The organism is Bacillus sp. FJAT-29937 (assembly GCF_001509555.1).
GTDB lineage: Bacteria > Bacillota > Bacilli > Bacillales > Cytobacillaceae > Cytobacillus.
Map to the genome: position 1 here is coordinate 120072 of NZ_LMAS01000004.1, position 14487 is coordinate 134558.

The 14487-nt window shown below is 39.4% G+C and carries 11 protein-coding genes; 6 read left to right on the forward strand and 5 right to left on the reverse strand.

Annotated features, from left to right (window positions below):
• Positions 1-10 precede the first annotated feature (10 nt).
• Together AR328_RS10755 and AR328_RS10760 are read right to left on the reverse strand one after the other, a co-directional pair.
• Complete coding sequence (locus AR328_RS10755) at positions 11-2932, reverse strand: EAL domain-containing protein (RefSeq protein WP_066295015.1); 2922 nt, start codon at positions 2930-2932, stop codon at positions 11-13.
• 140 nt (positions 2933-3072) lie between these two features.
• Positions 3073-3426, reverse strand: a complete 354-nt coding sequence (locus AR328_RS10760; RefSeq protein ID WP_066295016.1) for a YisL family protein — start codon at positions 3424-3426, stop codon at positions 3073-3075.
• Positions 3427-3602: 176 nt separating this feature from the next.
• On the opposite strand from AR328_RS10760, the gene AR328_RS10765 reads away from it, so the two are divergent.
• From AR328_RS10765 to AR328_RS10790, 6 genes are read left to right on the forward strand one after another with little or no spacing between them, the layout of a single operon-like run.
• A complete protein-coding gene (locus tag AR328_RS10765) occupies positions 3603-3824 on the forward strand; it encodes a spore germination protein (RefSeq protein ID WP_066295017.1) in 222 nt (73 codons plus the stop codon).
• Positions 3825-3840: 16 nt separating this feature from the next.
• On the forward strand, positions 3841-4080 hold the full coding sequence (locus tag AR328_RS10770) for a spore germination protein GerPB (RefSeq protein WP_066295018.1): 240 nt from the start codon (positions 3841-3843) through the stop codon (positions 4078-4080).
• Between the two features lie 31 nt (positions 4081-4111).
• Positions 4112-4741, forward strand: a complete 630-nt coding sequence (gerPC, locus tag AR328_RS10775; RefSeq protein WP_066295019.1) for a spore germination protein GerPC — start codon at positions 4112-4114, stop codon at positions 4739-4741.
• Positions 4731-4907, forward strand: coding sequence for a spore gernimation protein GerPD (locus AR328_RS10780; protein WP_066295020.1), 177 nt, complete (start codon positions 4731-4733; stop codon positions 4905-4907). Before gerPC ends, AR328_RS10780 begins: the two co-directional genes overlap by 11 nt.
• A 6-nt stretch (positions 4908-4913) precedes the next feature.
• Complete coding sequence (locus AR328_RS10785) at positions 4914-5285, forward strand: spore germination protein GerPE (protein ID WP_066295021.1); 372 nt, start codon at positions 4914-4916, stop codon at positions 5283-5285.
• Positions 5286-5330: 45 nt separating this feature from the next.
• Complete coding sequence (locus AR328_RS10790; protein ID WP_066295022.1) at positions 5331-5549, forward strand: spore germination protein; 219 nt, start codon at positions 5331-5333, stop codon at positions 5547-5549.
• A 42-nt stretch (positions 5550-5591) separates the two neighbouring features.
• On the opposite strand, the gene addA is transcribed toward AR328_RS10790, so the two are convergent.
• From addA to AR328_RS10805, 3 genes are all read right to left on the reverse strand, one after another.
• Positions 5592-9332 (reverse strand): helicase-exonuclease AddAB subunit AddA, encoded by a 3741-nt coding sequence (addA, locus tag AR328_RS10795; RefSeq protein WP_066295023.1) that lies wholly within the window; start codon positions 9330-9332, stop codon positions 5592-5594.
• Positions 9310-12819: a helicase-exonuclease AddAB subunit AddB gene (gene addB / locus AR328_RS10800; protein WP_066295024.1), complete on the reverse strand. Its 3510-nt coding sequence runs from the start codon at positions 12817-12819 to the stop codon at positions 9310-9312. The genes addA and addB overlap by 23 nt, the downstream gene beginning before the upstream one ends.
• 140 nt (positions 12820-12959) lie before the next feature.
• On the reverse strand, positions 12960-14477 hold the full coding sequence (locus tag AR328_RS10805; RefSeq protein ID WP_066295025.1) for an AMP-binding protein: 1518 nt from the start codon (positions 14475-14477) through the stop codon (positions 12960-12962).
• Between the last annotated feature and the right edge of the window lie 10 nt (positions 14478-14487).

The window sequence follows — 14487 nt, forward strand, 5'->3', positions numbered from 1 at the left end:
GCCACCTTTTTTATGATGTTATCTCTGCTTTTTCCTTTAAGCCTTTTTCAAATTCAGTAATTTTTAGCGGTTTATGGATATAGAAGCCTTGAGCATAATGGCAATTTAATTCTTTTAGGAGTTCAATTTGTTCCTTTGTTTCGACTCCTTCAGCCACTACCTTCACTTCTAAGCCATGCCCCATTGTAATAATTGCCTTCACAATCGCAATATCATACGTATCCACGCGCAAATTATTGATGAATGAACGATCTATTTTTAAAGTGTTAATAGGCAAATCCTTTAGGTAGCTTAATGAAGAATAACCCGTTCCAAAGTCATCAATTGACACCTTAACTCCAAGTTTTTGAAGCTCCCTCATGATTGGAATACTATAATCAATATTCGTTAGCATTGTACTCTCTGTCAGCTCAAGTGTTAAATACTGCGGCTCTAATTTAGATTCGCTTAGAGCTTGTTTCACATCATTCATAAAGCCTGGCTGCTGAAACTGGTAGGCTGACACATTCACTGCAACTGATAAGTGATTATCTCCAAGTGTTTGCCACTTTTTATTCTGCATACAGGCTGTCCGCAGCACCCATCTTCCTATCTCTTGAATAATGCCCGTCTCTTCTGCAAGAGGGATAAAATCTGCTGGAGATACGAGGCCAAGCTTTGGATGATTCCAACGAATAAGTGCTTCACTGCCGAAGATTTTGCCGGATTCTAAATCAATTAACGGCTGAAACATTAAATAGAATTCATTTTTCTGCAAGGCTTTACGCAAATAGCTCTCAAGCTCGAGTCTATTCAATGCCTGCTCATTCATTTCAGTCGAGAAAAAGGTAATTTGATTTCCGCCCTTGTCTTTTGAACGATTTGTCGCAATATCGGCATTTTTCAAGAGCTCATGTTCGTCTGTTCCATCCTCTGGATAGAAGCTGACCCCAATACTTGCGGTAACAAAGAATTCCTGGCTTTCATGGTGAACTGGTTTTGAAATTTCCAAAAGAATAGATTTTGCTGCTTTCATAACCTCTTCTACTTGAGATTCCTTTGTGAGTATAACTGTAAACTTATCTCCGCCAAATCTCCCAATATATGATCCGCTTGGGAGAACTTTTTCAATTCGAAAAGCGATCTCCTTTAAAATCATATCTCCCGCAAAATGTCCGAGGCTGTCATTGATTAACTTAAAACGATCAATGTCGATAGAAAGAACGGAAAGCATGCGTTTTTTCCTTTTTGCCCGCTGCAGCATTTGTTCAAGCTGTTCCGTAAATCTCATCCGATTTGGAAGTCCTGTATCATGGTCAAAATTCGCTAGTTCTGTAATCTTTTCTTCGATCTTTTTTTGCTCAGTCATGTTTTTTCCAATTACATATATTCCGACACATTCGCCATTCACTGTGATGGGAATGTTTTTAAATTGAAATAAATTCATTTCTCCAGATTTGGATAGGAGAGTAGCATTATAGTATTGTTCTTTTCCCTTTATCGCTCTGAAAAAGTGCATTCTTACTTTTGGAATGTCCCCGCTTAATACAATTTTAAACGATGATGCTCCTAATAGTTCATCATGATGAAAGCCAAACATGTCGTCAAATGCAGGATTCACATTTGTAAAATGTCCTTGCAAATCAGTTGAATAAACAATATCTGTATGATTATTAAAAAGCGATTGATGGTATTGCTCAGAAATAGTCAAGCTTTCATGCAAAGCTTGAAAATCTTCTTGAGAGGATTCCATCAAACGTGTAAGGGATGCTAAAGTTTTCAACTGTTCAGGCATCGAATATTTAAATGTGAGTCCACGATTCTCCCGCTTTTCAAGCGATTGTTCTGATAGGGATAAGTATGTAAGAGATAGGCCACCTAGCTGTGCTGTCCCTTCGTTTCCCGCTAATACCTCCCCATTGGAAAAGAAACCATTAGCTGGTGCAATGCTCTGAAGCATCATCAGTTCTTTTTCTGAAAAATCTAGGGCAAACCGTTTTCTTGACAGGCTATTGTAGACAAAAATAGTTTCGACCGGTTTTTTTGCGATTTGTCTAAATCCCTGTAATGTTTGGTCAATAGTTGCTTCGATATTTGGATAGGAAAAAGTCAGCTTATCCCCTTCCGACACATTCCTGCTGACACGAATGGCCCCATTTTTCAAAATATCCATGATAAATAATGAGGCTTTTCGATCCTTTTGATTAATAGTGAAAGGGAATTCAAATCTTGAATTGGAAATATCTTTAATAAAGCCCTCACCCAAATAATGTTTTAAGATTTGCAATGGTTTTTTCTTATCTAATGAATAGACAATATCCCCATTTGACTTAGTGACGGTAAAAGCCTTTCCGACTTCCTGCCATTCAAAATGGCTTTGAACTTGTGCAAAAAGCTGTTTGCTTTGAAGGGCTACTCCTGCAACTCCCTGGCTTGTCAAGCCCTCTCCCGCTATTGAAAAAGAATCTGAATTCATTCCAGTATTTCCGGCAATACCGCCTGAAACGATAAGCTGCGAATTGCCTTCAAGGATCCCTTCTAAAAGAGATTGAGAATCGACTTTTTCCCCAGCAGGAAAAATAATCAGTACTTTCGTATCAAAATCGATAATTTGCTCAGCTAACTTTTTTCCCATATCAAAACTATTTTCAAAAGATTCCTGATGAAGCAAAGCAGTCTTTACTTCTGTCTTATCAAATACCGTAAAAGATAGAATCGTCTTATTTTCTATGATATCCCCTTCAAAAATCTCACCTGATGCTGAACACCCAATAACTGCAGCAAAGGGCACCATTTCCTTTATGATGCTTTGCAATTCTAATAGAGAATCTCTGTCTTCCATCCCTGAAAAAACTTGAACAAGGAGGCTAGGGTATTCTTTAAGTTCATGCTTATCTATAAATCTATTTAATTGATGTTCATCTACATAAATACATGTTATTGTTTTCGCCATAGCTCCACCACTAATTCCGTGACATATTTATATGATAAAAATACCATAAAAACCGAAATGTTGATATGTCTAAAAAAAGAAAAAGCTGCCTTTTTAGCAGCTTTTTACTAGAAAATTGACAATATTTATCAAAAAATGTTTTACATGAGGAAAGTTAATGGAAGTTTAACAAATCCTAAGTAAAGAACGAGGACAAATGTTACAAGGAACAATATCCAAAACATTGCTGTTTTCTTTCCTTTAATCGAACGGACAATAACCATTTCCATCATCCCGATTACTACAATTCCAAGTAATGACTTTAAGATATAAAGTGAACTAATGTTAATTTTACTTAAAATTACTACACCTGTAATAATTATTAAAATATAGAAAAGCCTTAATATCATTTGAACTACTTTCAAAGCTCTGGCTTTTCCACTCTTATGTAATCCTAAAGCTACAAAGAATAATACAAGTGCTAAAACCCATGTTGTTATGTGTGCGTGAATCATCGTATGGCCCCCTTAACTAAAATCGATACAATCATATCATATTTGGAGAAAAAAATGTAATTTGCACTATTATCATAGGAGAATCACCAATCATTTGTCCAGCCAAATATTTCTAGGCACAATCTGTATTTAGGCACATAGGATATAAAGAGAAATTAGTGTAAAGGATGTCAAAGATGCCAGCTATCGTTGGAGTCGTTCAGGTCGTTTCTATTGGGAGCAGCGGAGTATTTCATATCGGGGATGTTTATAAGATCATGCCACTAGCCAATGCGAAAACATTTTCTGGGGCAGGTTCCTTTAACACAGGAGATGGTCTAACTATTTATAATCGGCAAAGCAGTACGAACACCTATGATTCAGACGGTTTGGATCAAGGTATTTTATTAAATGTTTAATAGTAGGGTGAAAAAAATGAACTTCTACATTAACCAATCCATACAAATTAATTTCATAAAGATCGGCGGTATTACTAACTCTTCCGTATTGCAGATCGGGAGTGCTGGAATTATTAAGCCCACTTCCTACCTTTATAATACAGGGGGATTTACAGGGGCTGCTCCACATCACCTCCAGCCCGGGGTAGGTATTCTTGGCGGAGAAGAGGCATTGTTGGAAGCTCCTGCAGTGCCTTTACATTCTGGAGGAAGGTAATCGATGTTCCGAAAAAAGTGAGGTGGTATGGATGGATCAGACATTATACTCTTACCTGCAAAAAATGCATGTTTTTATAGAAGCACAAGAAAAGAGAATTATTCAACTCGAAATCAAGGTAAGAGAATTAGAGAAACAGACGAAGGAATTGAAGATGCGACCACCGATAACTGTAGACAGAATTGAATATAAATTCGACCAATTGAAGGTTGAATCATTAGACGGAACATTAAATATTGGTTTAAATCCATCAGAGCTTCAGGAAATTGAGGATTTTGCCATTAATAATAAAGGGATTCAAACTCCCTTTCAGCCAAAAGCCCATTTCCAAAGATCAATGGAAATCGAGAATGAAATCAATACATTTTTGGAAAATGAATTGCAGAGCGTAGTTGAGGAAACAGCCCAATCATTAAATAAATCTGTAGATGATTCATTTTTGTTATTCATTAAGGAAGATATCAAAAAGCAGCTCCCTAACCGCATTGAATACCATCTTAAGCACCAACAACTTTCTGCAACAAATAGGGAACAAGATACAGCTGCTGATTTCAATGAAGAAATCTTGGCGAAATTAAAGAATGAAATAAACAACGGGGTTCATACCTTTATCAGCCATTTGCCAGAATCAGAGAAAGGAATGGAAACGAATGAATTTTGAAGTGTATAACCGGGATATATCCGTTGGAAATATTCGAGTGATCGGGGTAGCCAGCTCTTCACTATTAATGGTAGGTGACACACAAACAATCCAGCTTGCTTCTGTTTTTGATACGCCTCCTGAGTCATTAATAATCGGACCATTTGTTCCATTAACACCGAAGTGATGACCTATGCTTAGCAGAACCTCAATTGTAAATCAGTTTAAGGCAGATACCCTTATCATTTCATCTGTCATTGAAATTGGCGATTCAACATACGTCCATGGATTTTCCCGCGCCCTTGCCGTGCATCGTGAAGCAGATACTTTTTTTGGAAATGAGGGAAATTACCTGTCTTTTAAAGCTTTCACGATAAGTGTTCCCATTGTCCCCATTGAAGAAGTCATATCTATGCAAACCACGAATTTAAACCCTGCCATTAAAGTTAATAATATTGATATAAACGGGATATCTGCATCTTCCGTTATCCATATTGGCAACAGCAGTCATATTTCTATGGAAGCAAGAGTTAAGCATATCCGCCAGTTGCTGCGGAATGATTAAAGATCAAGATGGGAAAACAAAAAAAATGTAAAAGGAAGAGTTCATATGCCAGCCATTATTGGTCCAGTACAGATTATGAATGTTGATGGTGGTATTGTACAATTTGGAGATGCTCTTAATATAGCGCCCAAAACGGCTGGGAAAACCTATTCCGGCCAAGGTGCATTTAATACCGGCGGGTTAATAATTACGAACAATGGGATAAGCGGCACCAATGTCCTTGATACAAACCTAATTGATCAGCCTATTGTCGGGAATAATTAAAAAAAGCGGCCGGGTAAGGAATACATCCTTAACCGGTCGCTTTTATAATTTAATAATATGCGCTCCCTCAAAAAAGAATAGGTATCTCTCTTGAATGTCTCTTTTTAAAATTTGTTCCAAAGCCTTTGCATACATATTAATTTGAACTCGGTAACGATCTGCTAGTACCGTTTTTGCTTCATCAATCCCGCCATTAAAACGGCCGGTAATTTGGTCGGTTTTATAGTCTACTAACACGAATCCGTGTTCATCTGCAAACACGCAGTCAATGATCCCTTGGATTAATACAGACTCCTCTTCATCCTTCCATCCCGGATATATCTCGCTTGCGGGCAAAGAAATACTGAAAGGAATTTCTCGGTTCATCTCTCTTGCCTGTATCATTCTTCTACCGAGGTCAGTATGAAAAAATTGTTCAATTAACGATGGATCGATAGCTGTTCGCTGCTCAACTGTCAGCAATTCTTTAGTTACCATTTCATCCATTTTGGCAGCAATTGAATTTACAGTCACATGTTCTTTAAAGCTAATATGCTGCATGACCATATGCATGGCAGTTCCTCGTTCTGCTGGGGATAATGACTTCTCTTGCATAAATTGCGGTCGATTAAATAACGGCTTTTTGAATGGTTTGATGAGCTCTAGCCCACCATCTTCTTGAGAAATTATTTCCTTTTGCCTTTTCACTTCAGAAACTGACTGCTTAGAACGAGACTGGGAAGCTTCTAAATGTGAATATTTCCATGATAACTGGTCCAAAACTTTTCTCTTGAATGGCGATTGTACTGGTACTTCTTCACCTGAGAATACCATTTGCAAATAAGTGTCTTTTTCCGATTCTATCACTTCAACAAGGTTTGCAACCGCTTCACTGTTAATAATCTGAACATGCCATGTTGAAGGATGGTCGGTAATGTCACTGGAAATAAGCGGACTTACGCTGCAATCATAATCTTTATGCCTCACAAGTGCTGGACCTATCCAATCAAGAAAGCTTGTCGCAGAAGCACGATCAAATTCATTTAAAAGCCAATTTGGATTTTCAGCCGATTGCAGCCATTGGTTTACCTTTTTCTCAGCCTTTTTGACTGACGATACTAAGTAAAGCTTTTCCTTTGCCCTCGTCAAGGCTACATAAAGAACGCGCATTTCTTCCGAAAGCATTTCCATCTTCTTTTTCCTTTTAAAAGCAATTTGGGGAAGAGATGGGTATGATATTCGTTTTTCAGCATTTACGTATTTTGCAGCAAATCCGTATTCCTTGTCAAGCATATAGGCTTTTTTCAAATCCATCGTATTAAAATTGCGGCCTAGCCCAGCTATAAATACGAAAGGAAACTCAAGCCCTTTGCTGCTATGAATGGTCATTAGGCGAACTACATCCTCCTGTTCTCCTAATGCACGTGCAGCACCGAGATCATCTCCTCTATCCCGCATGCGTTCTATAAATCGTAAAAACCTGAATAATCCTCTAAAAGATGTAGCTTCATATTGCCTTGCACGGTCATAAAATGCCCGCAGATTCGCCTGTCTTTGTTTCCCGCCAGGCATGCCGCCTACGAAATCATAAAATCTCGTTTCTCGATATAACTGCCAGATGAGTTCAGAAAGAGAGCCTTGCCTTGCCATTACGCGCCAGCCCATTAGCTGATCAAAGAATGGCCGGACTTTTTCATATAATGATTCATGCTCCATCGCAGGCTTATTATTGCAAAATGACACCATTGCCTCATAAAAAGAAGCCTTCTTATGGTGAATTCTAATTTGGGACAGCTCTTCCTCAGTCAATCCCACAATCGGGGACCTTAATACAGCTGCAAGCGGAATATCCTGATACGGGTTGTCGATTATTTTTAATAGTGACATCATGATGGATACTTCAGTGGCCTCGAAATAACCGGTTGATAGATTCGCATATACGGGAATCCCCTGCTGCTTAAATTCCTCCATGATCTGAGGCGCCCATGTCATCGAGCGCAGCAAAATAACGATATCCCGATACCCAGCAGGACGTCCTGATTTCGTTTTTGGATTGTATACGTCCTTCCGTTCAGAGATAATTTCTTTAATTTTGGCAGCCATAAACCTTGCTTCCAGCTGGGACTGGGCAAGCTCTGCCGCATCAAACCCTTCTTGCTCATCACCCTGCGTTTCTTCCTCTTCTGTCCCTTCTAAATCAATAACCGTTAATTCGATGGGATAGGAGTCGTCTTCTGGATATGGGGCGCCTGCTTTCAGCTCAGCTGCTTCATCATATTCTATTTCACCAACAGAAACGCCCATTATCTGTTTAAATATATAGTTCGTCCCGTGCAGCACTTCTTTTCGGCTTCTGAAGTTTCTAGCAAGATCAATTCTTAATCCCGCATCTTCTCCATTTTTCTCAAACCTGTTGTACTTGCCTAAAAATAAATTTGGTTCTGCAAGCCGGAAACGGTAAATAGACTGCTTTACATCGCCCACCATAAAAAGATTTCCCGCAAGCTCTGAATCCAATGTCACAAGCTGAAGAATCGCTTCCTGGACCATGTTTACATCTTGATACTCATCAACAAGTACTTCCTTGAACTGATTTCTGCAGGCAATGGCTGCATCTGAAGGTGTTAACTTTCCATCGGCACTCTTTTCAGAAAGTATTTCTAAACAGAAATGTTCAAGGTCGGCAAAATCCACTAAACCTTTTTCTGTCTTTATTTGATTAAACCGAATCGAAAATTCCTTCACGATATAGACAAGTGTCTCGATATGCTGCTTCATTTCCTTCATATCCCGCAAAAAGCTTTCCGGCTTACGGGAAAATAGCTCATCCTGAAGATCTTGTATGATTTTCTTTGCCTTATCTCTCAGCTTCTTTGCCTTTTCAATTAGCTCACTATCATACTCATCGCCTTTGCAATTTTTTGCCCTGCCGAATGACCAAGATTGCATCGCCTCGTAGAGCGTTTCCCATGAGTCTTTTTTCGCTTCCATTAATGTTTGGACAACATGAAGGTCGGCAATAAAGTTTTCTGCTCTTGGGGCAGGACCACCTGGGAACTTTGTAAGTTCAAGTCCGTATTCAAGCAGCTGCTTTGCGCCTTTCAACTGCAAGTCCATATCCTGTAAAAGAGACTGTACAAAAGGCATCTGTTCGATATCACTATTTTCATCAACGTTATACATCTCGATGATGGAATCGAGGTATTCATCAGGAGATGGATTTGAGCGTGCAAAATCATATAGATCCCTGATAATATCTTGCAGGGCCGTGTCGCTTCTATCATTCGTGAATGTATCTACAAGAGAAAAAAACGCATCATTTCCTTCTCTTCCGTACTCCTCTTCGAAGAGATCTTCAAGCACTTCATCCCTTAAAAGCTGTGCCTCTGTATCGTCAGCAATTCGAAAGCTCGGATCTATATCGAGCAAATAGTAATACTTTCTGACCATTTCCAAACAAAAAGAGTGAAGTGTAGAGATTGATGCTTTATTTAATAGGCTCAGCTGCTTTCGAAGATGGACAGATTTAGGATTGGCATTAATCGCTTTATCAAGGGCCTCTCCAATCCTGTGTCTCATTTCTGCTGCGGAAGCATTCGTAAAGGTCACAACAAGCAGCTCATCCACATTGATTGAATCTTCCTCAGATACTATTTTATTAATGATTCTTTCAACGAGGACAGCCGTTTTCCCGGATCCTGCAGCTGCTGCAACAAGAATATCCTGACCCTTTGCCATGATCGCCTTCCACTGATCATCCGTCCAAGTAACATCGGCAGGTTTAACTGGAATAGGTAGCTTCATCCTTTTCTACCTCCTTTCGAATACTGGCAAGCACTTCATCTTTCGGCTGAGGAACAAGCATGCGGTATTCATTTGCTCCTAGTGACTCATCGAATTGGCATACAGGCTTAAACGAACAAAATGTACAAGGTGTTTTATCCTTCATTTTATAAGGCGAAATGTCCACTTTTCCTTCGGTAATTTGATTTCCCGTTTGTGTATACATTCTTCGGACATACTGGCGCAATTGATCGAATTCTTGCTTGCTTGCTATTTTGGATCGCTTTGACAGCGTGCCATCCTTTTTAAAGCCTGCAGATATGATAGACGAATCACCGTTATCTAAAGTTTGATCCATTAGTTTAATCACATTTTCTTCCCCTAAAATGAGGCCATTCATTTTAAACTTTTTAAATATCTCCTGCTCAATATCATCTAATGTCAGCATTTTTGAAGTGCTGATCATTGGGTTGTGTACATGGAAATATAAAATCCCCGCTGGGCTGGCTTCAGCCCCGATCAGTGTATGAGAATGGGAGATAATAATATCTAAATAAGTCAGCATCTGTAAGGCTAGACCATAATAGACTTCATTTACGTTTATATCCTTCGAACTCGATTTATAGTCTATGACTCTTAAAAATACGCCATCCTTCTCCTCAGCCTTATCCACACGGTCGATCCTGCCAATTAGCTCCATCTTTGCACCATTTTTTAGCGGGAATGTAAGAGGAGGCAGCTCCCCCTTAGGGCCAAAGCCGAGTTCAAGACCGATCGGTGAAAATCCGCTCTTCTTTGCATGCTCACTTAATACAAAGGAGGCACGGCTAATAATTTGCTCCAGCTTCCTTTTAATATAAAAATGACGATTGGAGCTTAGCAGGATTTCATTTTGTAACTTAGGAGCGAGAATTTCGACCGCTTCTTGCGCAAGGCTTTCACATTGCTGTCTTGTTAAATCAGTCCATGAAAGCTTTTTGCTCATCACAGTTTCAGCGATGTATTTTAACGCGGCATGGAATAATTCCCCGATGTCGGGTGCTTCAAGACGGAATACTTGACGTTCCCTCAGCTTTAAACCATGCTGGGCAAAATGTGAAAACGGGCATCCGTGGAATAGCTCCATTCTGGAAACACTGGCCTGAATGACATCTCCGTATAAATCCTTGCTCATATCTTCTCTTAATTGCTTTGTAGTATTTTCATAATTTAAACTAGATAAAACTTTAAGAGCTTGTCCTCTCCATTGTTCATGATGAAGGAAATAATTATAAATATCCCACCAGAAATCATAAATCGGATAGTTTCTTTTCTTCAGCTGCATTTGCGATGTTAAATAAGCTAAGGAGGTGTGCAGATTTACTGCATATTCCAGCTGTTCATTCTCAGGCAGCTCTGCCGGGTCTGATAAATAATCATGGTGGACACAATCAGGCAATAAATCTGTTAATCTTTTTATATAGGAAGACGGAAGCAGCGCTTTTCCTTCCTCATTTGCAAGCGGATAGCTGATGAATAGCCAATCTGAAGGTGTGGCAAATGCTTTATAGGCTATGAATTCTTCATCTAAGAGCCTTGTTTTGCTGGCTGGAGCAATTTTTAAACCGTTAACAAGGAGCTGTTCCCGATCACTGTCAGCTAACAGGCCATCCTCAGAAAATTTAGCTGGAAATACACCATCATTCATACCGATGATAAATGCAGCTTTAATGTCAGAAAGACGTGACATGTCCAAATCAGCAGCCATAACCTGATCCAATGCTGGCGGGATCAAGGTAAAACGAAGAGATTCCAAACCAGCCTCAAGGATGGAAGCAAACTGTTTCAGCGTAACTTCCTCTTCACCAAGCATTTCTACATATTGATCAAGCAGTTCCATAATGGCATTCCATGACTGCTCATGTTCACGGGATTTTACGAGATTTCCGTTCTCATCTGCATCAAGCTTCCATCGCTCCAACTTAGCTGGAATATCTAATTCTTCGAGGTAAACGTATATTGCTTCACAATATTGCCTTCCCGATTGTGCTTTCTTTAGGCGGCGCGATAGTCTAAGGATTGGACCTGTTATGATATCTCTAAGGTCATTTAGCTCCTGTTCGATTTCCTTCTCTGCATCCGTTTGTCCAAAGCTTTCAAACTCCAGCCCTCTAATTCTTCGATACATCCATCTTTTCTTGTTCGTCCATTTATCCCCTTGAATGCCATAGGCTAAGCAATAGTTCTCGAGCCTGTCCATTTGTTCACGTAAATGTTGAGCATTTACTTTCGCCGGAAATAATAATTCCGTTTTTACTGCCCTAAAAATCGGCTCATATCTCCAGTTTCCGTTAATAACTTCAAGAGTGGAACGAATTAACTCTACGAGCGGATGATGCAGCATCGTTCTTTTTTGATCGATAAAATAAGGTATTTGATAATCATGAAAAATCGTTCCGATGATATCAAAATAATCCTGGCCATTTCTAGATAAAATGGCAATATCACGATAACGAAGGCCATCTGTTCTGACTAGCTGATTTATTTTTCTGGCAATGCCTTCAATCTCTGCTCTGCGATTTGCTGCATGGCCGATATGAACAGCTGTCTCTCCTTTATAGCCTTCCGCTGGGCGTGTTTCGAACTTTTCTTCAAGATGCTTTAAGGAAGGCTTTTCCCATCTATTCTGACCGTCTAAGATTACTTCTTCTACTTGAAGTCCGTTTCGTGCAGCGATTTCATAAGTGGCCTGGCAAGTTTCACCTGACATTCGAAAGAGATGCAGTTCATCAGGCGGATTGTGCTTAAATGGCTGATCAAGGGTTAAGGCGATCGTTACTTTCTTACAGTGCTTCATTAACTGTTCAACAATCATAAATTCCTGGGGTGTAAAGCTATAAAACCCATCGATATAAACTTCCGCTTTCTGTAAATATTCAGACTGCGCCGCTTTTTCCGCTAAGAGCCGAAAATAATCCTCAGAATCTACATATTTATCAATAAGTGATTCTTCAAAGCTTCTGTAAATGAGCTCGAGATCATGAAGTTTATCGTGGAGAGCTTTATTTGTGTTATCCCCTTGTGTTAGTTGCGCTTGTTTCTCTGCAAGCTCTTCAGGTTGAACACAGTATCTTTTAAATTCCGTCATCATTTGTTCAATTTGCTGGATGAATCCATTTTTATCGGCAGCACGCTGAAAAAGCTTTAGGCTATCCTTTTTCTCGTCAATGATTTTTCGAATTAACATATTAATCCCGACACTGTTTAAATGATAGCGGCTAATACCGCCTGTTTCCTGAAGTATTTTCCAAGCAAGGCGGGTGAAGGAATATACTTGGCAGCGGATCATGCCGCCAAGACCAGGTGTTGTAATTAATTTAAATTCTGATAGAAATGTCATTTGCTCAGGGACTAAGTAGATAAGTGGCGGGTCCCCAATTGGATCTCTTATTAATTCAGCCCTTATTTCATTTAAACAATAGTCTGTTTTTCCGCTCCCTGAGCGGCCAATTAATAAACGAACGGACATAGGCAGCCTCTCTTCCTTTCGACATTACGTTCCATATTCTATTAAATATTTTAACATATATGAGAGCATTTGTTTGGATCGGCCGAAGTTAAATTAATGGTAAAAAGAAATACAAAAAAGCGCGACCAATGATCGCGCTCCTAACAGTCTTTCACTATGGAATTTTCAGTCCCAATCCGTTTTAATTCTTTTTTATCGACTTTACCGACAGGCGTTTTGGGCATTTCGTTTAAGATAAAAATATTTCTCGGGATTTTATATTTGCCTAATTTCGTACGGCAATAGCTTCTTATTTCCTCATCTGTTATAACAGCCTTGTCTTTGAGAGTGAGGAAGGCGGAAACAGCTTCCCCCCATTTTCTATCAGGGAGCCCAATAACTGCAGCTTCATTGACCTCTGGATGTGCAGATAACCATTGCTCAACCTCTAAGGGATATACATTCTCTCCCCCTGTAATAATTAATTCTTTCTTCCTGCCTACTATATAGAAAAATCCCTCTGAATCTTTTCTTGCTAAATCACCTGTGTAAAGCCAGCCATCCTTAACGGTTTCCTTTGTTGCCTTTTCATTGTTCCAATAATGACTAAATGCGTGCTTTCCCTTTATCAGCACCTCGCCGACCTCATCTATATTTGCTTCTGACCCATCTTCTTTGACAAGCATGATTTCATTGAATATCATTGGCCTTCCGACAGATCCCTTTTTTACTGCTGCTTGATCGGCTGTAATAAAAAAATTATTCGGACCAGCTTCAGATAATCCATAGCCCTCTTTAAATGGAAGTCCTTTTTGCTTGAACTTTTCATAGATTTCAAGCGGGCACGGTGCTCCTCCAGATAGAAATAATTTTGTATAGGGAAAGCTCATTTTTATAAATTCAGGGGATTCCGTTATCAGATGGTACATCGTCGGTACAAATAATACAATTGAACATTTATACAAATTTAAGTACTGCATCGCTTTTTCAGGTTCAAAATAATCTGCAATTACTACTGTCCCGCCAATCAATAGCAAAGGGATGGAGAGAGCGTTCAAGCCTCCAGTATGGAATAATGGCAAGTACGTAAGAGTTGTATCCGTATTCGTCAAATTCCAGCTAATAATCGTATTCATAGCATTCCATAAAATGGATTGATGTGAAAGGACAACCCCCTTTGGATTTCCTGTCGTCCCACCTGTATAAATAACGACTAAAGGATCTGTTTCATTTACATTACTTTCAATTCTGTCTGCCCGAGTGTAACTAATGATTTCGTCATACTGCTCACAATTGATTTGCATCAATTGAGTGCCATCCATGCAATTGCCCCTCAGTAAATCTGTAAAATCGGTATGAAAGCCAATAAATTTCGGTTTACAATCATTCAGGATATATTTTATCTCTTCTCCGGATAATCGCCAATTGACCGGTACAAATACTGCTCCAAGCTTTCCGCAAGCAAACAAGAAATCAAAATAACTTATATGATTAGGTGAAAGCAATGCAACTCGATCGCCCTTTTTCACCCCTTGATGGTTCAACCAGCAGGCTAATGCTTGTGCACGCTTATTTACCTCATCATATGTCTGCTTTTCATTCGTATCGGCTTCAATGATGGCAACAGAAGCCGGTGATAATCTCGCTCTATTCTCCAGCCAATCGAGTTCCCACCCCACTAATATCTCT